This is a genomic window from Streptomyces sp. VTCC 41912 (assembly GCF_045799175.1).
GTDB lineage: Bacteria > Actinomycetota > Actinomycetes > Streptomycetales > Streptomycetaceae > Streptomyces > Streptomyces albulus_C.
Genome location: NZ_JBJMAB010000030.1, coordinates 25,094 through 44,832, shown reverse-complemented (window position 1 = coordinate 44,832; position 19,739 = coordinate 25,094). Strand labels below are relative to the sequence as shown.

The window sequence follows — 19,739 nt, the reverse complement described above, 5'->3', positions numbered from 1 at the left end:
CGGTGGCCGCGGGCGCGGGCGCACCCTCGGGTGGCCGGACGCCGCGGGGCGCCACCGCGGGGCGGCGGCCGGTCGGTGTGCCGCCCCAGGACGATCCTGCGCCCGGCGGCGCGGCGCGACGACCGCAGCGGGCCCGAACGCGGGTACCGGCCCCGGACGCGGGTACCGGCCCCGGACGCGGAAGTCCGGCCGTCCCCGGGGGCGGCCGGGCTCGGCCCGCCGCTCGGCCCGCCGCTCGGCGGGCGGCTCACGCGGGCTGCGGCATCTCGTTCTTGAGGGACTTGCGGAGTTGTTCGCGCAGTTCGGGGCTGTCCGTGTGGCCGTGCACGGAGATCGCGTGCGCGGTGGCGGCGCGGAGCACCTCGTCCTCCTCGCCGATGAGGACGAGGCTGCACCTCGTCTCGCTCGGGTGGTCCCGGCAGTCGATCATCTTGCGCATCGCCCACCACCTCCTCCTCTTCAGTGTCGGCCGCCCCCGCCCGCCCGGCGCCGCGCGTACGGGGAACCACGTATGGCGCACCGACCGGGCGGGCTGGTGGAGTGGAGACACGCGGCAGTGTGGCGAGGAGGTGACGGCCATGGCGGTGTCCGCCCCGGCCGCACCGGGCGCCGCCGGGAACGGCGGAACCACCCGGGAGGACCGGGTGGACGCGTTCCTGGAACGGGTCATCGCCGACGGCGGGGCCGCGGTCGCCGGCCTGTGCACCTCCCTCGGCGACCGGCTCGGGCTGTACCGGGCGATGGCCGGCGCCGGCCCGCTGACCGCCGCGCAGCTCGCCGCCCGCACCGGACTGGTCGAGCGGTACGTCCGGGAGTGGCTGGCGGCCCAGGTGGCCGGCGAGTACGTGACGTACGCGCCGGAGCGCGGCACCTACCTGCTGCCGGACGCGCACGCCGCGGTCCTCGCGGACCCCGCGCTCGCCAGCTACGCGGCCGGCTTCTTCACCGTGCTCCAGTCGGTGTACGCCACCGAGGACAGCCTGATGGAGGCGTTCCGCACCGGTGCGGGCATCGGTTGGGAGGAGCACGGGCCGGCGCTGTTCGAAGGCACCGCGAAGTTCTTCCGCCCCGGCTACACGGCGGCGCTGGTGCCGGAGTGGTTGGCCGCGCTGGACGGCGTGGTGGAGAAGCTGGAGCGCGGCGGCACGGTGGCGGACGTCGGGTGCGGCTACGGCTACTCGACGGCCCTGATGGCGCGGGCGTTCCCCAACTCTCGCTTCACCGGCTACGACTTCCACCGCCCGTCGGTCGAGGCGGCCCGCGGCGTCGCGGCCGAACAGGGCGTGGCCGACCGGGTGTCCTTCGAGGTGGCGGCCGCCGACGACTTCCCCGGCGCGGACTTCGACCTGATCACGTACTTCGACTGCCTGCACGACATCGGCGACCCGGGGGCCGCGCTGCGGCACGCCGCGCACGCCCTGGCCGAGGGCGGCACCTGCATGATCGTCGAGCCGAACGCCTCCGCGCGCGACGAGGAGAACGCCACCCCGGTGGGGCGGGTGCTGACCGCCGCCTCGGTGGCCGTGTGCCTGCCCTCCGCGCTGGCCCAGCACGGTCCGCAGGCACTGGGGAACCACGCGGGTGAAGGGGCCCTGCGGGACCTCGCCGACGCGGCCGGGTTGCACCACTGGCGGCTGGCGACGCAGAGCCCGGTCAACCGCGTCTATGCCGTCGGGCGCTAACCGCGCCCGACGCCCCCGGCCGGTCTTCCCCCGGCCGGCCGGGCGGCCCCGCTCCGGACGGCTCCCGCACGCCCCGGGAGCCGTCCGCACGGCCTTGACCGGGGTCGGGCGGCTCGGCACGCTGGACGTATGAGCGCGGCCGCGGAGGTCGGCCTGCGGCGCATCCTCTCCGTCGTGGACCTCCTGATCGACGCCGTGGACGAGGACACCCTGGTTCCGGCGCTGCTCCCGCTGCTGCTCGGCGCGCTGCCCGGCGACAGCGTCATCTGGTCGCCCCGGCCGGACCCGGCCCATCCGCTGCGCACCCTCCCGGACGACCTGCTGAGCCAGGACGTGCTGGACGCCTTCGACCGCGGGTGGCGGTGCGACTCCTTCGTCCGGCACACCCGGATCGGCAGCGGCACCCCCCTGCTGCGCTCGGCCCTGCAGAGCACCGGCGAGTTCCACGCGCTGCCCTTCTACGCCGACGTCTACCGGTCGTTCGGCGCCGAACGGCAGCTGGCGATGTCGTTCCCCGCGGGGTACGTCGCCGGCGTGCCGCGGCGGGTCGCGGTGGTGGTCAGCCGCGACCGGCACGGCAGCGAGTTCAGCGACGCCGACCTGGCCGCGGCCGGTCTGCTGCGCACCCGCCTCAGCCGGGTCCTGGGCCGCCTCGCCCCGCCCGCGCCGGCCCCGGCCAGGGAACTGGTCACCGACCGCGAATCGGCCGTGCTGGGACTGCTCGCCGACGGCCTGACGAACCAACAGATCGCACACCGGCTCGCGATCAGCCCGCGGACCGTCGACAAGCACCTGGAACACGCCTACGCCAAGCTGCGGGTGGCCGGCCGGGTCGCCGCGGCCAACGCCTGGCTGCGCCGGGAGGCCGGGCCCCCGGAACGCGGCCCCCACGCCCCGGCCTGAGCCGTCCGGCGGGGCGCATGGGCACGCGCGTCGGCGGCCAGGGGGCCGGCGTCCGGGCCGCCCCGGTGGCGGTCGGCGGCGCTGCGGGCTGCCCAGTCGCAGCCCGGCCCCCGGCGTCAGGGGCCGACCGGGCCCGGATCGAGCAGCCCCAGCGTCATCCACTGGTCCGGGGAGGTCAGCGGCCGGAAGCCGACCTTGGCGTAGACGCCGTGCGCGTCCTTGGTGGCGAGGGTGATCCGGGCCAGGCCGTGCGGGGCCAGGTGTGCGGCGACCGCCTCCACCAGGGCGGTGCCCAACCCCTTGCCGCGGTCGTCGCGGCAGACGTAGACGTCGCAGAGCCAGGCGAAGGTGACGTAGTCGGTGACGATCCGGGCGTAGGCCGCCTGGCGCCCCGAACCGGACTCGTACAGGCCGAAGTTGAGCGAGCCGGCGAGGGCGCGGTCGTGGTGTGCGCGGGTGCGGCCGAGCGCCCAGTAGGAGTCGGTGGCGAGCCAGTGGTGGACCAGGTCGGAGTCGAGCCGGTCCGGGTCGGTGGAGACCTCGTAGCCGTCGAGGGCGCGGGCAGTCATGCCGGGAGCCTGGCAGACGGGGCGGGCCCGAGTCGAACGGGTTGCCGGGCCGGCCCGGCCCGCCCGGATCAGGCCACCGGGACGCCCAGTTCGTCGCAGGCGACCCGGAGGCGGCGGGCCCCCTCGGCCAACTCGCCGGCGCCGGCGGCCGAGGCGAAGCTCAGTCGGAGGTGGGCGGCCGGCGGCTCGGCCGGGAAGTAGGGGCGGCCGGCCGCCACCGCGACGCCGGCCCGCAGCGCGGCGCCGGTCAGCGCCGCCTCGTCGGTGCCGGCCGGCAACCGCAGCCACAGGTGGTAGCCGCCGAGGGGCGTGCGCCGCTCGGGCCCCGCGGCGTCCAGCGCCGGCAGCTCGCGTTGCAGCGCGGTCCGCAGGGCCTGCCGGCGCACCGCCAACTCCCCCGCTATCAGCCGCAGGTGGCGGGTCCAGGCGGGCGACCCGACGAGTTCGAGCGCGGCTTCCTGGAGGGGTCCGGGGACGAAGAAGCTGTCGACGACCTGGATGGCGTGCAGCCGGTCGAGCACCGGGCCGCGGGCCGCCAGGGCGCCCACCCGCAGGCTCGGCGAGGTGGCCTTGGTCAGCGAGCGGACGTGGACCACGGTGCCGTCGGGGTCGTCGGCGATCAGGGTCGGCGGCAGCGGGGGCGCGTCGGCGTGGCCCAGCAGCCGGGCGAAGTCGTCCTCGACCACGAAGGCACCGGCGGCACGGGCCACCCGCAGCACCTCCCGGCGGCGCTCGGCGGCCAGCACCGTGCCGGAGGGGTTCTGGAACAGCGGCTGGCAGACGAACAGCCGGGCGCCGCTGGCCCGGAAGGCGTCGGCGAGCAGGTCGGTGCGGACCCCGTCGGCGTCCACCGGGACCGGGACCGGGCGCAGCCCGGAGGCGCGGGCGACGGCCAGCATCCCGGGATAGGTCGGCGACTCGACGAGGACCGGGGCGCCGGGCGCGGCGAGGGCGCGCACGGCGGCGGTCAGGGCGCTCTGGCCGCCCGCGGTGATCAGGACGTCGCTGGCGGCGAGCGAACCGCCGGGGCCGCCGATCTCCCGGGCGAACCAGGCCCGCAGCTCCGACACGCCGCCCACCGGCGGGCGGCTCCAGGCGCCCGGCCGCCGGCCGGCCCGGGCCAGCGCGGCGGCCAGGGCGCGCTCGGGCTGGAGGGTGGGGTGCAGATAGCCGCCGTTGAGCTCGATGACACCGGGTGCCGGGGTGGCGAGGGTGGCCAGCACGCCGGTGGCGTCGACGCTGCGCGGCACCTGGTCGCCGGCCGGTTCGGCGCTCAGTGCGATCTCCTGCCAGGAGGTGTCCGCCGGACGCGGTGCCGCAGGGCGCGGCTCGGCGCGGAACGCCCCGGCGCCGGGGCGGGTGACGACCAGTCCTTCGGCGACCAGTTCGGCCAGCGCCCGGGAGACCGTCACCGGGCTGACCCGGTGCCGTTCGATCAGGGCGCGGCTTGACGGCAACTTCTCACCTGACGAGTAGCGCTTCAGCTCTTCTCGCAGGGTCGCGGCCAATTCGGCCCCACTGCTACGCTCGTGCATGAGAGCAAACGATAGCGCTATCGCCGCCGCGCCGATAGCGGTCACCACCCCGGCCCCCGCCCCCGCCGCGCCCCGCCCGGCGCGACCGGTCGGCGCGTCCGGCTCCGGCGCCCTGCTCGCCGCGCTCGGCGTCGCCGCCTTCTCCCTGACCTTCCCCGCGACGGCCTGGGCCTTGGAGGGCATGGGCCCCTGGACGGTGGTGATGCTGCGCAGCGTGCTGGCCGCCGCACTGGCCGGCGCCTGCCTGGCGGCCTGCCGGGTCCGGGTGCCCGAGCGCCGCCACTGGGCCGGGATCGCGGTGGTGGCGGGCGGCGTCGTCCTGGGCTTCCCGCTGCTGACCACCCTCGCGCTCCAGACCTCCACCACCTCGCACGCCGCCGTGGTCATCGGACTGTTGCCGCTGGCCACCGCGGCGTTCTCCGCCGTGCGCACCGGAGCCCGGCCCTCGCGCACCTTCTGGGGCGCCGCACTGGTCGGCGCGGCGGCCGTCCTCGCCTTCGCGGTGCAGCAGAGTGGCGGCGCCCTGGACACCGGTGACCTGTTCCTGTTCGCGGCGCTGCTGGTGTGCGCGGCCGGCTACGCCGAGGGCGGCCGACTGGCCCGCCATCTGCCGGGGTGGCAGGTGATCGGCTGGGCGCTGGTGCTGGCACTGCCGGTGACGGTGCCGGGCGCCGCCTGGGCGCTGGCGACCGAGCCGCTGCACCTGACCGGCCACGCGGTGGCCGGCGTGCTGTGGCTGGCGGTCGGCTCCACCTTCCTCGGGATGGTGGTCTGGTACCGCGGGATGGCCGCCATCGGCGTCTCCAGGGCCAGCCAACTCCAGCTCGCCCAGCCGCTGTTGACCCTGGTCTGGTCGGTGGTGCTGCTCGGCGAGCGCCTGCCGCCGGCCGCGCCCGTGTCGGCGCTGGCGGTCCTGGCGTGCATCGTGGTCACCCAGCGGGCCCGGGCGTGACGGCCGCGGGCCCGGACGGCGGTCCGGGCCCGCGGCGGTCCGGCTCCCCGGGTGCGCCCCGGGCCCGCGGACATAAACTGGCGGCGATGGCAGTAGTGCCGTCCGGGCCGTTCCCGGGCCCGCAATCCGTTGGCCGTCCCACCGCCCGGCCGTCGCGCGCGTCGGCCGCCCCGGTAGGCGGCCGCCCGAGGCGGGAGGAGCCCAGATGCACGCGAGCAAGGGCGACCGGCTGCTGGTGCACGGCAGAACCGTCGGTCACAGCGACCACATGGTCGAGATCGTGGAGGTGCTGGGGACCAACGGCGAACCGCCCTACCGCATCCGCGCCGAGGACGGCCACGAGACGATCATGTGGCCCGGCCCGGACTGCGTCGTCCAGCACCCCAGGTCCAAGGAACCCCACACCATCCGCTGACGACCCCACGGCGGTGGCGGAGCGCCCGTGTGGCGGCCCGCCACCGCCGCGGAGCGCGCGGCGGGACCGTCACGGCCGGGCCGCGGCACCCCCGTAGTGGTCCTCCACGACCCGGGCCAGCGCCCCCAGCGGGTCCCTGACCACGTCCTTGGTCGAGAAGTAGACGTGCCCGCCGACCTGCGGGTACCGCCGGGCGAAGGCGACGTGGCGGGAGAGTTCGGCCGGATCCCGCCAGGCTTCGGGCTGCGCGGTGCGGCCGGCCTTGTACAGCGCCTCGCCGATGTAGAGGTCCACCCGGGTGCCCGCCACGGTCCGGGCCCACCACGGCACCAGCTCCGCGTAGTCGGCGGCGGCGAACCCCAGCGGCCAGTACACCTGCGGCACGATGTAGTCGAGCCAGCCCTCCCGCACCCAGCGCCGGGTGTCGGCGTAGAGGTCGTCGTAGGTCTGCACCCCGGCCTGGGTCCGCGAGCCGTGCGGATCGGTGGCGGCGTTGCGCCAGACCGCGAACGGGCTGACGCCGAACCGCACCCGGCGGCCGGTGCGCGCGATCCCCTCCCGCATCTCCCGGATCAGCAGGTTGATGTTGTCCCGCCGCCAGTCGCCCCGGTTGGCGAAATCCGCGCCGTACGCCTCGTAGGCCGCGTCGTCGTGGAACGCCTGGCCGGCGACGGGGTACGGGTAGAAGTAGTCGTCGAAGTGCACCCCGTCGACGGGGTAGCGGCGCACCGCGTCGAGCATCGCGTCCCGGACGAAGCGGCGGACCTCGGGCAGCCCGGGGTTGTAGTAGAGCTTGCCGCCGTAGGGCAGGACCCAGCCCGGGTGGCGGCGGGCCGGGTGCTCGGGCGACAGCCGGCCCGGGTCGGTGTGGTTGGCGACCCGGTACGGGTTGAACCACGCGTGCAGCTCCAGGCCGCGCCGGTGGGCCTCGCGCACCGCGAACTCCAGCGGGTCCCAGCCCGGATCGCGGCCCTGGACGCCGGTCAGGCACTCCGCCCAGGGCTCGTACGGCGACGGCCACAGCGCGTCGGCCGTCGGCCGCACCTGGAAGAACACCGCGTTCAACCGCCGCTCGACCGCCGTGTCGAAGAGCGCGGCCAGTTCCCGCTGCTGGGCGGCGTGGTCCGGGCCGGGCCGGGACGGCCAGTCCAGGTGGGCCACCGTCGCCAGCCACATCCCGCGCAGCTCGCGCCCGGCCGGGGTGCCGGCGCCCGCCCGGGCACCCGCGCCCAGCAGCAACGAGCCGGCACCCAGTGCCGCCGCGCCGAACCCGCGGCGTGTGATACCTCGCATGAAAAGCCCCCATCTTGTCCGTTATGTCCCGTGTGGCAGCCTCAGAATGCCCGCCCCGACGCCGTCCTCCCAGCACCTCGCGGAGTAACGTCGGGGGCGAGGCGGGCGTCGGACCCTTACGGCGTACCGCCGGTCCTGAAGATCAGCGAAAGGCACGAGGTGACGGACTCATTCGCCGACATTGCACGCGTCGGAGTGGTCGGCTGCGGCCAGATGGGCGCTGGCATCGCCGAGGTGTGCGCCCGCGCCGGGCTGGACGTCAAGGTCGCGGAGACCACCGGCGAGGCATTGGAGCTGGGGCGCACCCGCCTGACCAACTCGCTCGGCAAGGCCGCCGAACGCGGCAAGATGACCGTGGCCGAGCGGGATGCGACCCTCGGTCGGCTCAGCTTCACCACCGACCTCGGCGAGTTCGCCGACCGTGACCTCGTCATCGAGGCCGTGGTGGAGAACGAACAGGTCAAGACCGAGATCTTCCAGGTGCTCGACCAGGTGGTGGTGCGCCCGGACGCGATCCTGGCCTCCAACACCTCGTCCATCCCCCTGGTGAAGCTGGCGGTCGCGACCTCCCGGCCCGACCACGTCATCGGCATCCACTTCTTCAACCCGGCACCGGTGCAGAAGCTCGTCGAGCTGATCCCGGCCCTCACCACCGGCGAGGAGACCCTCAAGCGCGCCGAGGCCCTTGTCCAGAACGTCCTCGGCAAGCACGCCATCCGCGCCCAGGACCGCTCGGGCTTCGTGGTCAACGCCCTGCTCATCCCGTACCTGCTCTCCGCGATCCGGATGTTCGAGTCCGGCATGGCCAGCCGCGAGGACATCGACAACGGCATGGAACTGGGCTGCGCCCACCCGATGGGCCCGCTCAAGCTCTCCGACCTGATCGGCCTGGACACCGTCGCCTCGGTCGCCGCCTCCATGTACGAGGAGTACAAGGAGCCGCTGTACGCCGCTCCCCCGCTGCTCCAACGGATGGTGGACGCGGGGCGGCTCGGCCGCAAGAGCGGGTCGGGGTTCTACTCGTACTGAGACGTTTGACGTCACCGTCAAGTGGCGCTGTTCCAGGGGAAGTTCACCCGGAACAGCGCCAGTGGCGGTGCGGCGGGCGAGTGGCTCCGCCGCCCCTTCCATCGGCGGAGTGACGGTCGGCCTTGCCCCCTGAAAAATGATGCGGGCCGGTGACGGGGCAGCGCTGACGGACCGCTCCGCTGGCTGGCCACCTTCGCCAACAACGCGTCCTGACCGGCGCAGACGCTCCAGGACCTGTCGGCTTCTCCCGCGCTGCAAGCTTTCTGCAACCACCCGGCAAGCCTTTCGCACACCCACCCGGGCACCTCCTCCATACCCCCGCGGATCGGCAGGGGCAACGGGAGGCGGCCGTCACGACGACGGCGGCGGACAGCAGACATTGGGGGATGTCATGTCGGCAATCACCACGTCCTACGGGCTGGGACGGGAGAGCCGGAAACCGGAGTACGAACGCGAGTGGCTGACGCTGGTCGGCCGCAAACGCGTCCTGGTCATCGTGCACACCGTGCCCTACGGGAAGCGGCTCCAGGAGGTGTTCTCGCTGCTGGAGTCGGACTTCCGCGTGCAGGTGATGTTCACCGCGCCACCGCATGAGTTCGGCGACGGGGTGGCGCAGTTGCTGCGCCGGCTGGGCACTGTGCAGCTCGCCTGGCAGGAGGCGGTGCGGATGGAGTTCGATCTCGTACTGGCCGCCGGTCCGCGCGGCGTGGAGGAGATCCGGGGCCCGCTGATCACGCTGCCTCATGGCGCCAACTACCTCAAGCGGGTGGGTCCTTCGGGCAAGCAGTGGGTGGCGGGACTGTCCCGGCGAGACATCGTCCCGGACGGCAGGGCGCTGCCCGCCGCCGTCGTACTGCCCCACGAGGACGATGCGGGCGAACTGGCACGCCACTGCCCAGCGGCCCTTCCCGTGGCGGTCGTGGCCGGCGACCCGGCGCACGACCGGATGGCGATCAGCCTGCCGGAGCGCGACGCCTACCGCAGGGCGCTCGGCATCGGCGCCCGGGAGCGGCTGATCGGCGTGGTCTCCACCTGGGGTCCGCATTCGTCCTTCGGCTCGTTCGAGACGCTGCTGCCCCGGCTCCTGACCGAGCTGGACCACGACTCGGTACGGGTGGCCATCCTCGTCCACCCCAATGTGTGGTCCGGGCACGGTGCCTGGCAGGTACGCGCCTGGCTGGCGCAGTGCCGGACGCGGGGCATCGCGGTGGTGCCGCCCGAGGCGGACTGGCGTGCGGTCCTGATCGCGGCCGACGGCATCATCGGGGACCACGGCTCGGTCACTCTCTACGGCACGGTCACCCACGCACCGATCCTGCTGGCGGCGTCACCGGAACGGGAGATCAACCCCGCCTCGCCGGCCGCCGCGCTCGCCCTGACCGCACCAACGCTGTCGCCCGGCCATGGGCTGCTGGAGCAGCTGGACTACGCCGCGGCCGAATACCGACGGCAGGACTACGCCGCCATTGCTGCGCGCATCACCTCCGAACCCGGCCGGTTCAGCCGGAACATGCGGCGACTGCTGTACCGCGTCCTGGGCCTCGGCCAGCCCGCGTTTCCCGCCCTCACCCGGCGCCTGCCGCTTCCGTCGCCGCTGCGGACCTGGGTGGCGCGGGACGACGGGGACACCTGGCACGCGGGAGAGTCGGAGGTGCCGGCATGACGGCGGTCACGTCCGATGCGCCCCGATGGCTGCGGCGCGGCGGCCGGCTGGTGAGCGTCGAGCCGGCCGTGGCAGCGGGCGACCGGTGGGCCCTGCCCGGCACCGGGGCGCCGACGCTACGGATGGTCCTCGGCACGCCGGGGGGCGCGTATGTGGTGGAGGCCGTGCGGGACGGCGGGTGGGTCGTCCATGCGCAGGGCGAGGGGGCAGCCGAGCTCGCCGATGAACGCGTCGACGCGGGCCGACTGCACGGCCTGCACGACCACTTCGCGGTCGATATCGACCTCTGCGCCGAGGAACGCTGGCTCGGGTGCGCCGACCTGCTGCACGGCAGTGTCCCCCGGCCACGTGACCACGCCCTGCACTGGGTGGCCGACGTTCTCGCCGACCGGGTCGGCTGCCGGCTCGCCACGCTGCCCCTGGATGACGGGGGCTGGGCGGTGGCGGAACGCCGGGGCAGCCGAGGTCAGGTGCGACCGTCCCTGGTGTCCGCACCGTCCTGGTGCGGAAGTCCGCCCACGGCCGCGGACCGAGCGTTGCTCGCCTCTTGCCTGTACGGCTGGGCGGCGGCGGGGCAACCATGGGGCAGGCTGGCGTCGATGGTCGTCCTGACGCGCGCCACGTCCGCGGTCTGAGGGTCCGCCACATACCGGGCACCATCGAGTCGATCAGGCGCCGGGCAACGGGAAGACCGCCGCCGCCCGCCGCGTTGTGGACCCGCAGGGGGTGCTCGTACCCCCTACGGGTTCCGTTCGAGCGTCCCTGGGAAGGGTCCGCCCCCAGCGACTTCACCCGCCCAGTTCGCCCAGTTCGCCCAGCCGCCCGGCCAGCCGCGCCGCCTCATCAGGACTGTGCGGCAGATGAGCCGCCCGGGAACGCTCGTAGAACTCCCGGGCGGTATCCCGCTCACCATGGTGCTGGGCGCTCCGGCCGAGCAGTTCCAAGGCCCTGGCCCGCCAGTGAGTCGCTCCCGACGCCTCGAATACGGCCAGCGCCTCACGGAGTTCGCCGATGCCGCGCGCGTAGCCGTCGGCCCCGGGGTCTGCGGCGCCCTTCCCCGGGCTTGCGGCCAGTGTGTGCGCGTAGCCGAGGAAGGCCAGCGCCCGCGCCGCGTCGTACGGGTCCCGTACCTCGGTCAGCACGGTGTGCGCCTGGGAGAAGCAGTCGACGGCGCGGTCGATGTCGTCACCCGCCAAGGCGATCTCGCCGACGATGATGCGGGACAGCGCGGCACCGCGCCGATAGCCGCAGCCCTCCCACGCCGTGATGGCCTGGGAGAGGTACGAGACGGCCTGCCCGGTGCGGCCCGCCTCGCGATGGCAGGTGCCCAGACCGTGCAGCGCCTGTCCTTCGTCGCGCACATCGCCGGCCTCGCGCGCGGCGGTCAGGGACCGGCGGTACCAGTCGATGGCGTCGTCGATGCGATGCGCGCTGGTGAAGCCGATGGCGCCGGAGTTGAGCATCTGGCGCTCCGCTGCCCGGTCACCGGCGCGTTCCGCGGCGGCGAGCCCCAGTTCGTGGGCCTCGATCCACAGGCCGTAGTGCCTCAACCGCAGAAACAGCGGCCACATCGCGTCGACGATCTGCCAGCCCGTGTCGTACCAGCCCTGCCCGGTGGCGGTGCGGACGGCTTCCAGCAGGTCCAGCCGGTGCACGGCCAACCACTCCAGCGCCCCGGTCTCGTCGTCGAACGGGAGCGGGAGACCGTCGGGGCGGAAGGCGAAGTCCCGCCGCAGGGTGAGCTGAATGGGCGTCAGCAGCCGTTGCGCCTCGGTGGCGGTCGCCAGGTACCAGTCGCACGCCCGGCGCAGGGTCTCGCTGCGGCCGTCGTCCGTCTCGTCCAGGAGACCGCGCTCACGCGCATGGAGCCGCACCAGATCATGGAAGCGATAGGCGTCGGGCCCGGACTCCTCGATCAGATTGGCTTCGAGCAGCGCGTCGATCAACCGCTCGGCCACCCGCATGGGCACCCCGCAGACCGCCGCCGCGCTGCGTACTTCGAATGCCCGCACCGGCAGCAGGCCCCAGCGCCGGTACAGCCGCGCGGCGTCCTCCGACAGGACCGCGTACGAGCCGTCCAGTCCGCTGCGTACCGCCTTCTCCCCTTCCACTGTCAGCTCCTCCAGGCGATCGCGGTCCTCGGCGAGCGCGTCCACCAGGGCGCGCAGCGGCTGCTTGGGCCGCGCTGCGAGACGCGCGGAGGCCAGGCATACGGCCAGCGGGAGGCCGGCGCACAGCAGAACCACCTCGCGAGCCGCCGCGGCCTCGTTCTGCACCCGTTCCCGACCCACTCCACGCGACAGGAGTTCCTCGGCCGCCGCCGGGTCCAAGACTCCCAGGTGGTACACCCGAGCGCCGTCCACGCCCAGTCCGGTCAGCCGGTTTCTGCTGGTCACGACGGTGAGGCCGGATCTTCCGCCGGGCAGGAGGGGCCGGACCTGGGCCGCGGACAGAACGTTGTCGATCACTATGCCGATCCGGAGGTTCGCCGTGACCGAGCGCCAGAGCGCGGCTTGTTCGGCCAGCCCGGCCGGGACCGGGCCCACTCCGAGGGCCCGTAAGAACTGGCCGAGGATCTCACCGGGCTCGGCGGGCCCCTCGGGGGAGTGCCCGCGCAGGTCGGCGTAAAGATGGCCGTCCGGATACGCCTCGTCGGTGTCGCGCAGCCACCGTGTCACCAACGCGGTCTTCCCGACGCCGGCAGGACCGCTGACCACTATCAGCGGCGCCGAGTGTCCGCCGTGCCGGGAGCGCAGGTCGTCCAGGGCCGCCAGGTCGTCGGAGCGGCCCATGAAGTGGGCCGTGAGGGGCGGGAGTTGGCGTGGCACCGGGAGGGTCGACTGTGGCCCGGCGCCATGAAGGTGGATGCCGCCGGTCACCTCTCCCGCCTGGATGACGGGGCCGTTGAGCCGCGCCTCCCCGCCGACCACGTTCCCGTCCCGCCCCATCCGCCCCCCTGTTCCACCGACCCCCACCATCGATCACATCTGCATCAAAAAGTGGATCGCCTCGCTCGCAGATCGATCACGAATGGATGGCCGGTCGCACATTGACCGGAGGGTAACTACCCATCAGGTGCGGGACGGAGACCCTGACATAGGAATTCGGCCATTGCGCCAGGCCCTCTGGCCCGCTCCACGGCGGACGACGGGGACGCCCGAGCCGCCGTCGACCTCCTGCACCAGGCCGACGCGATCTGCCGCTCCGCGGACGGAGGTACGGGGGCCGTCCGCCCGCCGCTCGGGGGATGGTTCGGCGGGCGGATCCGGCCGGCGGGCGCCCGACCGCCGGCTTCGGCCCCCGTGCCTAAGAGTGAACCTCCTTCCGGCCGTTGATGACAGTGTGTGAATGCGCCATCTCCGTGCGCCCGCTTCGCACCCCGTGCGAAATGCTCACCGTGCGTCACTTCGCACGGGGTGTGAACCGCTGACCCGCATCCGCCCTCCGCACACGCTCCCGCCTTCCTCCGCAGCACAGTTGACTGGTGCCGGTAATCCCCCGACCGCCACCAGGAGAAGGAAAGAGGAGCGGAACGTGACCGCCCACCGGGACACCGATCCGATCACCGCCGACTTAGCGGAGCTCAGACGCCTACTCGACGTGCGCACCGCGACCGTCGACGGTCAGCTCAGGTTGCAGGCCGAGCGCTGCGAGCAGAACACGCGTGACGCGGACGAACTGCAAGCCCGCGTCACGCGGTTGGAGAGCCGCCGCTGGCCACTGCCCTCGCTCGTCGCACTCACCGGGCTCGCCGCGCTGGCGGCCACCGTGTGGCAGCTCTCCGGACGCTGACTCCGAGCGGCCTCAGCCGAGTCGGATGTGGTGCAGCATCAGCAGCGCCGCGGCCATGTTGGCGGCCGGCACCTCCCCCCTGAGCACCATGTCGGGCACCAGCTTGAGGTCGACCCACTCGCGCCGGTCCGACTCGAAGTCGTCCTCCGGGGCGCCGAGGTACTCGGCACGGTCGGACCAGTAGATGTGGTGCCGCGCGTCGGTGAGGCCGTTGGACGGCTCCACCGTGAGGAGGTGGTGGAGCGGCCCGGGGCGCCACCCGGTCTCCTCCTCCATCTCGCGCGCGGCCGCGGCGGCCGGATCCTCCCCGTCCTCCACGACGCCGGCGGCCAGCTCCCAGCCCCAGCTGTCGGTGATGAACCGGTGCCGCCACAGCAGCAGCACCTCATTGGCCTCGTTGACCGTGGTGGCCACCGCGACCGGCCGCATCCGGATCAGGAAGTGATCCAGGTGACGGCCGTCGGGCAGCGCCACGTCGGCCAGGTTGACCCGGAACCAGGGATTCGCGTAGACGGGCTTTTCGCTGAGGTTGTTCCAACGCACGTAACTGCCACCTTCCGCTGTTGGGCCGGCAAGGTGACACGAGCCCGGTCACAGCGGAACGCGCAGCACCTCGTCGATGAGATCGGCAGCCTCGTCCGTCGCGGAGCTCCCGGTCTCCGCCAGATGCTCGCGCACTGCTCGCAGCCGATCCCGCAGGCGCTGCGACTCCATGCCCCGAGCCTGCTCCGTCATCTCCGCGGCGTTGGCCACGGCCCGGTCCGCGTCCCCTTGGCGCAGCTCGATGTGGGTGAGCATGGCCAGCCGGTGCACCCGGCCGCGGTCGTGTGCGGGGGTGTCCACGGCGGCGTCCGCCTGCTCCCGGGCGGCCCGCAGGTCCCCGAGGCTGAGCAGCGCCTCCGCCACTTGTACGTTCACCAGGCCCGGTTGCACGTAGCCCGTCTCGGCGGGCTCCATCCCGGGGCGGATCCGCTCCGCCGCCGCCTCGGCCCGCCGGATGCAGTCCAGTGCGCCGGCGCCGTCGCCCAGCCGCGCGTACGCCTTGGCCTGCATGGCGTGCAGGTCGGCCGAGAGCGCCGGGGTGAGCTGTCCGCCCGCGGTGCGCAGGGCCGCCTCCGCGAAGGCGACGGCCTGGCGGTGTTCCCGTACGAAGAGGGACTGGTTGACCAACAGCGCGATGATGTACGCGCCGAGCCCGCGGTCCCCGCTGGCCTTCGCCAGCCGCAGCGCCTGATGGAAGTAGCGCTGGGCCAGCCCGAGAGCGTCCGAGTCGTACGCGCAGATGCCCGCGACGGCCACCAGTCCACCGGTCGCCCGGTGCAGCTGACGCCCCGTCGCATCGCTGTAGCTGCCCCGCAGCAGCGGCGCCGCCTCGGTGTTGAGGAATCCGACGATGCGTGCTCTGGTAGCGATACCACCCGCCTTCCGGTACATCTGCTCGTAGTGGGCCCGCGCGGCCCGGAGCATCTCGATGTCGGCCATCCCGACCCGGGCCACCCCGTCGCGCGAGACGTCGAAGTCCTCCGGCGGGTTCTCCCACTCCCACACGGGGATGATCGCCGACGTCCCGGTGAGCGCGGGCGCCGCGACCACGTGCGGCCGCTGCTGCTCGTCGGACCGCCACAGCGCGGTGGCCCGCTCGACGAACCCCGACAGCGGAGTGCCCGGGGCCTGGCGCGTGCCCGGCCCGCTGAACCCGATGTCGGCCAGCCCCACCGGCCGGTGCAGCCGCTCGCCGAGGATCTCGCAGATCAGGTCCGGGACCTGCCCGCGCGGCCGCTGCCCCTTGAGCCACCGCGCGACCGCGGTGTGCTCGTAGCGCAGCGCCAGCCCGCGCTGCCGCCCGAGGTGGTTGACCCGCGCCGCGAGCCCGGCGTGGGAGATGCCGGCCTCGTCCAGGATCGCGTCGAGCAGCGTGTTGGGCTCCATGCCTCGCCCCCAGGGACGTACGGACTCCGTAAGTCCAGCGTAATCAGGGGGAGTTCGCACCCCGTGTGAACCGGCCGCGGACGAACGGGGCCGGAACGGGGGCGATCGGGCGACACGCAGGTGACGGCTGCCCGCGGCACGCGTACGGGCCCCCGCCCACCAGCGTGGACGGGGGCCCGTACGGGGCACGGGGCCGGGGCGTCAGCCGCGCAGGACCGCGCCCACCCGCTCGACCGCGACGGCGACCGCCGCGTCCCGGGCGGTGGTGGCCTCCTCGGCGGTCAGCGTGCGGTCGTCCGCCCGGAACCGCAGCGCGTAGGCCAGCGACTTCTTGCCGGCACCCACCTGCTCACCGGTGAAGACGTCGAACAGCCGCACCGACTCCAGCAGTTCGCCGGCACCGTCGCGGAGGGCGGCCTCGACGTCCGCCGCCGCCACCGAGGAGTCGACGATCAGCGCGACGTCCTGCGTGGCGACCGGGAACGTGGAGATCCGCGGCGCCTTCAGCGCACCGGCCGCGGCCCGCTCCAGGCGGTCCAGGTCGATCTCCATCGCGCTGGTGCGCTCCGGCAGGCCCAGCGTCTTGACGACGCGCGGGTGCAGCTCACCGGCGTTGCCGACGAGCACCTCCTCGCCGTCGACCAGGGCGAGCAGCGCCGCGCACCGGCCCGGGTGCCACGGGGCGTGCTGGTCCTGACGGACGATCAGCTCGACGCCGGCCTCGCGGGCGACCCGCCGGCCCGCCTCGATGGTGTCGGCCCACCCGGCCGGGTAGCCGGAGCCCCACCAGCCGGCCTGCTCGCGGGCGCCGGCCAGGACCACGGCGGCCCGGCGCGGCTGCTGCGGCAGCGAGGCGTCCAGCGACGCGATCTCGTCGTCGGTCGGCCGGCGGTCCACCACCAGGCGGCGCGCCGGACGCTCCTGACCGGTCGCCCGGAACACCGGGCCGGTCTCGAAGAGGGCCACGTCGTGGTTGCCCCGCCCGTAGTTGCGGCGCAGCGCGCCCAGCAGCCCGGGGATCAGGGTGGTGCGCAGGTCCGGCTCCTCGTCGGACAGCGGGTTCACCAGGGTGACCGCGTCCCGCCGCGGGTCGTCCGGCTCGATGCCGAGCTGGTCCAGCACCGCCTGGCCGGTGAACGGGTAGTTCAGCGCCTCGACGTAGCCGGCGCCGGCCAGTGCCCGGCCGACCCGGCGGTGCAGGCGCTGACGCTCCGTCAGCCCACGGCCGGCGGGCGGCAGCGGCAGCGTGGACGGGAGGTTCTCGTAGCCCTCCAGCCGGATGACTTCCTCGGCCAGGTCGTTCGGCTCGCTGAGGTCGGGGCGCCAGGACGGCACGGTGACCACCAGCTCGTCCTGCCCGTAGACGTCGCAGCCCACCTGCTGGAGGCGGCGGACGACCGTCTCCCGGCCGTACGTCACGCCGGCGACCTTGTCCGGGTGGTGCGCCGGGATGGTGATCGTCCGCGGCCCGCGCGGCGAGACGACCTCGGTGACGCCCTCCTCGGCGGTGCCGCCGGCGAGCAGCACCAGCAGGTCCACGGTCCGCTGCGCGGCCGCGGACGCCGCCTCCGGGTCCACCCCGCGCTCGAAGCGCTTGGCGGCCTCCGACGAGAGCTTGTGGCGGCGGGCGGTGCGGGCGATGGAGATCGCGTCGAAGTGCGCGGCCTCGATCACCACGTCGGTGGTGCCGCTCAGCCGCCCGGTCTCCGGGTCGACGACCGGCGCGGCGATCTCGGTGTTGGCGCCGCCCATCACACCGGCCAGGCCGATCGGGCCGCGGTTGTCGGTGATGACCAGGTCCTCGCCGTCCAGCACCCGCTTGGTGCCGTCCAGGGTGACCAGTTCCTCGCCGGGCGTGGCGCGGCGGACGCCGATCGGGCCGTCCACGGTCGAACGGTCGTAGGCGTGCAGCGGCTGGCCCAGCTCCAACATCACGTAGTTGGTGACGTCCACGGCGAGCGAGACCGGCCGCATCCCGGCCTTCTGCAGCCGGCGCTGGAGCCAGAGCGGGCTGCGGGCCTCCGGCTCCAGGCCGGTCACCGTGCGCGCGGTGAAGCGGTCGCAGCCGATCGGGTCGCCGACCTGGACCTGGTAGCCGCCGGCGTTCGGCGGCGGCACGTCCAGCAGCGCCGGGTCGCGCAGCGGCAGCCCGAAGGCGATGGCCGCCTCACGGGCCACACCGCGCAGCGACAGGCAGTAGCCGCGGTCCGGGGTGACGGCGATGTCCAGCACCTCGTCGCGGAGCTCCAGCAGCTCGATCGCGTCGGTGCCCACCTCGGTCTCCGGGGGCAGCACGATGATGCCGCCGGACCCGTCGTCGCCCATGCCCAGCTCGTCGCCGGAGCAGATCATGCCGTGCGACTTCTTGCCGTACGTCTTGCGGGCGGCGATCTTGAAGTCGCCGGGCAGCACGGCGCCGGGCAGCACCACGACGACCTTGTCGCCGACCGCGAAGTTGCGCGCACCGCAGACGATCTCCTGCGGCTCACCGGTGCCGTTGGCCTGGCCGACGTCCACCGTGCAGAAGCGGATCGGCTTCTTGAAGCCGTCCAGCTCCTCGATGGTGAGCACCTGGCCGACGACCAGCGGGCCCGTGAGGCCCTCGCCGAGCCGCTCGACGGTCTCGACCTCCAGGCCGACCCCGATCAGCTTCTCCTGCAGGTCGCGGCCGGTCGTCGTCGCCGGCAGGTCGACGTACTCCCGCAGCCAAGAAAGCGGGACCCGCATCAGATCTCCATCCCGAACGGCCGGGTGAACCGGACGTCGCCCTCGAACATGTCGCGCATGTCTTCCACGTTGTGCCGGAACATCAGCATCCGGTCGATTCCGAACCCGAAGGCGAAGCCGCTGTACTTCTCCGGGTCGACGCCGCAGGCGATCAGCACCTTGGGGTTGACCATCCCGCAGCCGCCCAGCTCGATCCAGCCCTCGCTGGAGCAGGTGCGGCAGGGCCGGTCCGGGTCGCCCACGGACGCGCCGCGGCAGACGTAGCAGACCATGTCCATTTCGGCGGACGGCTCGGTGAACGGGAAGTAGTTCGGCCGCAGCCGGGTCTTCATGTCCGGACCGAACAGCGCCTGGACCATGTGGTCCAGGGTGCCCTTGAGGTCCGCCATGGTCAGGCCCTCGTCGACGGCGAGCAGCTCGATCTGGTGGAAGACCGGCGAGTGCGTGGCGTCCAGCTCGTCGGTGCGGTAGACGCGCCCCGGGCAGACGACGTACACCGGCGGCTCGCGGTCGACCAGCGTGCGGGCCTGCACCGGCGAGGTGTGGGTGCGCAGCACCACGCCGGACTCGTCGCCCTCGGTGCCGTTGCCCCGGACGAAGAAGGTGTCCTGCATCTGGCGCGCCGGGTGGTCCGGCACGAAGTTCAGGGCGTCGAAGTTGAACCACTCCGCCTCGACCTCGGGGCCCTCGGCGACCTCGTAGCCCATGGCCACGAAGACGTCGGCGACCCGCTCCATGAAGGTGGTCAGCGGGTGCCGGGCGCCGGCCGGAACCCGGTCGTACGGCAGCGTGACGTCCACCGCCTCCTCGACCAGGACGCGCGCGTCGCGCTCCGCCTCCAGCTCTTCCTGGCGGACCTTGAGCGCCTGGTTGACCCGGCCGCGGGCCTGGCCGACGCGCTTGCCGGCGTCCGCCTTGGCGTGCGGGGGGAGGGCGCCGATCTCACGGTTGGCGAGGGCGAGCGGCGACGTGCCACCGGCGTGCGCGATCTTCGCCTGGGCGAGCGCGTCGAGGTCACCCGCGGCGGCGATGGCGGCCAGCGCCTCATCGACCCGTCGGGCGATCTCTTCCGGTTTCAGGGCTTCGACCTCGACAGGGTCGTACGACTTATTGGGTGCGGACATCTCTTCCCGTGCTTCCGGTGGTGTGGCTTGGCGCGGCTCGCTTCGCCTCGGCTCTGCGCCCGCGTGTCCGCGATGCCTGTGCGCCAAAGGTGCCAAAGGTCAAGTCTAAGGGGCGGGCCCTCCCGG

General features: G+C 73.8%; 17 protein-coding genes. 8 read left to right on the top strand and 9 right to left on the bottom strand.

The window, feature by feature from the left end:
• Nucleotides 1-247 precede the first annotated feature (247 nt).
• Nucleotides 248-439, bottom strand: coding sequence for a DUF1059 domain-containing protein (locus ACJ6WD_RS30725; protein WP_233657984.1), 192 nt, complete (start codon nt 437-439; stop codon nt 248-250).
• A gap of 139 nt (nt 440-578) precedes the next feature.
• Between ACJ6WD_RS30725 and ACJ6WD_RS30720 the strand changes: the two genes are divergently transcribed.
• The gene (locus ACJ6WD_RS30720; RefSeq protein WP_233657985.1) at nt 579-1,682 is read left to right on the top strand and encodes a class I SAM-dependent methyltransferase; all 1,104 of its coding nucleotides are present in this window, start codon (nt 579-581) and stop codon (nt 1,680-1,682) included.
• Between the two features lie 129 nt (nt 1,683-1,811).
• Entirely contained in the window at nt 1,812-2,585 is a 774-nt protein-coding gene (locus tag ACJ6WD_RS30715) for a LuxR C-terminal-related transcriptional regulator (RefSeq protein WP_331247854.1), read from the top strand.
• A 116-nt stretch (nt 2,586-2,701) separates the two neighbouring features.
• Here the strand turns inward: ACJ6WD_RS30715 and ACJ6WD_RS30710 are convergent, their stop codons facing one another.
• Both ACJ6WD_RS30710 and ACJ6WD_RS30705 read right to left on the bottom strand, forming a co-directional pair.
• Nucleotides 2,702-3,154, bottom strand: coding sequence for a GNAT family N-acetyltransferase (locus ACJ6WD_RS30710; protein ID WP_053163740.1), 453 nt, complete (start codon nt 3,152-3,154; stop codon nt 2,702-2,704).
• A 68-nt stretch (nt 3,155-3,222) separates the two neighbouring features.
• Nucleotides 3,223-4,689 (bottom strand): PLP-dependent aminotransferase family protein, encoded by a 1,467-nt coding sequence (locus tag ACJ6WD_RS30705; protein ID WP_233657988.1) that lies wholly within the window; start codon nt 4,687-4,689, stop codon nt 3,223-3,225.
• Here ACJ6WD_RS30705 and ACJ6WD_RS30700 point away from each other — a divergent pair.
• Both ACJ6WD_RS30700 and ACJ6WD_RS30695 read left to right on the top strand, forming a co-directional pair.
• The gene (locus ACJ6WD_RS30700) at nt 4,688-5,641 is read left to right on the top strand and encodes a DMT family transporter (protein WP_407616978.1); all 954 of its coding nucleotides are present in this window, start codon (nt 4,688-4,690) and stop codon (nt 5,639-5,641) included. The genes ACJ6WD_RS30705 and ACJ6WD_RS30700 overlap by 2 nt on opposite strands.
• A gap of 205 nt (nt 5,642-5,846) precedes the next feature.
• The gene (locus ACJ6WD_RS30695; protein ID WP_233657990.1) at nt 5,847-6,056 is read left to right on the top strand and encodes a DUF1918 domain-containing protein; all 210 of its coding nucleotides are present in this window, start codon (nt 5,847-5,849) and stop codon (nt 6,054-6,056) included.
• A gap of 69 nt (nt 6,057-6,125) precedes the next feature.
• Here ACJ6WD_RS30695 and ACJ6WD_RS30690 read toward each other — a convergent pair whose 3' ends face one another.
• Nucleotides 6,126-7,349, bottom strand: a complete 1,224-nt coding sequence (locus ACJ6WD_RS30690) for a glycoside hydrolase family 10 protein (protein ID WP_407616977.1) — start codon at nt 7,347-7,349, stop codon at nt 6,126-6,128.
• Nucleotides 7,350-7,508: 159 nt separating this feature from the next.
• Here ACJ6WD_RS30690 and ACJ6WD_RS30685 point away from each other — a divergent pair, with 159 nt between their 5' ends.
• The 3 genes from ACJ6WD_RS30685 to ACJ6WD_RS30675 all read left to right on the top strand — a co-directional run bounded on the left by ACJ6WD_RS30685 (nt 7,509) and on the right by ACJ6WD_RS30675 (nt 10,676).
• Nucleotides 7,509-8,378: a 3-hydroxybutyryl-CoA dehydrogenase gene (locus ACJ6WD_RS30685; protein WP_308401752.1), complete on the top strand. Its 870-nt coding sequence runs from the start codon at nt 7,509-7,511 to the stop codon at nt 8,376-8,378.
• Between the two features lie 391 nt (nt 8,379-8,769).
• Nucleotides 8,770-10,041, top strand: a complete 1,272-nt coding sequence (locus ACJ6WD_RS30680) for a hypothetical protein (RefSeq protein ID WP_233657993.1) — start codon at nt 8,770-8,772, stop codon at nt 10,039-10,041.
• Nucleotides 10,038-10,676 carry a hypothetical protein gene (locus ACJ6WD_RS30675; RefSeq protein WP_407616976.1) on the top strand — a complete coding sequence of 213 codons (639 nt, stop codon included), beginning with the start codon at nt 10,038-10,040 and terminating at the stop codon, nt 10,674-10,676. The genes ACJ6WD_RS30680 and ACJ6WD_RS30675 overlap by 4 nt, the downstream gene beginning before the upstream one ends.
• Nucleotides 10,677-10,829: 153 nt before the next feature.
• On the opposite strand, the gene ACJ6WD_RS30670 is transcribed toward ACJ6WD_RS30675, so the two are convergent.
• The gene (locus tag ACJ6WD_RS30670) at nt 10,830-12,989 is read right to left on the bottom strand and encodes a tetratricopeptide repeat protein (protein WP_407616975.1); all 2,160 of its coding nucleotides are present in this window, start codon (nt 12,987-12,989) and stop codon (nt 10,830-10,832) included.
• A gap of 586 nt (nt 12,990-13,575) precedes the next feature.
• Here ACJ6WD_RS30670 and ACJ6WD_RS30665 point away from each other — a divergent pair.
• On the top strand, nt 13,576-13,833 hold the full coding sequence (locus ACJ6WD_RS30665) for a hypothetical protein (RefSeq protein WP_016576619.1): 258 nt from the start codon (nt 13,576-13,578) through the stop codon (nt 13,831-13,833).
• A gap of 12 nt (nt 13,834-13,845) precedes the next feature.
• On the opposite strand, the gene ACJ6WD_RS30660 is transcribed toward ACJ6WD_RS30665, so the two are convergent.
• The 4 genes from ACJ6WD_RS30660 to pheS form a co-directional block, all read right to left on the bottom strand.
• Entirely contained in the window at nt 13,846-14,376 is a 531-nt protein-coding gene (locus tag ACJ6WD_RS30660; protein ID WP_233657996.1) for an NUDIX domain-containing protein, read from the bottom strand.
• 48 nt (nt 14,377-14,424) lie between these two features.
• Entirely contained in the window at nt 14,425-15,762 is a 1,338-nt protein-coding gene (locus ACJ6WD_RS30655) for a transcriptional regulator (RefSeq protein WP_233657997.1), read from the bottom strand.
• 201 nt (nt 15,763-15,963) lie between these two features.
• Entirely contained in the window at nt 15,964-18,489 is a 2,526-nt protein-coding gene (gene pheT, locus ACJ6WD_RS30650) for a phenylalanine--tRNA ligase subunit beta (RefSeq protein WP_407616974.1), read from the bottom strand.
• Entirely contained in the window at nt 18,489-19,613 is a 1,125-nt protein-coding gene (gene pheS, locus ACJ6WD_RS30645) for a phenylalanine--tRNA ligase subunit alpha (protein ID WP_016576623.1), read from the bottom strand. Before pheS ends, pheT begins: the two co-directional genes overlap by 1 nt.
• Nucleotides 19,614-19,739 lie beyond the last annotated feature (126 nt).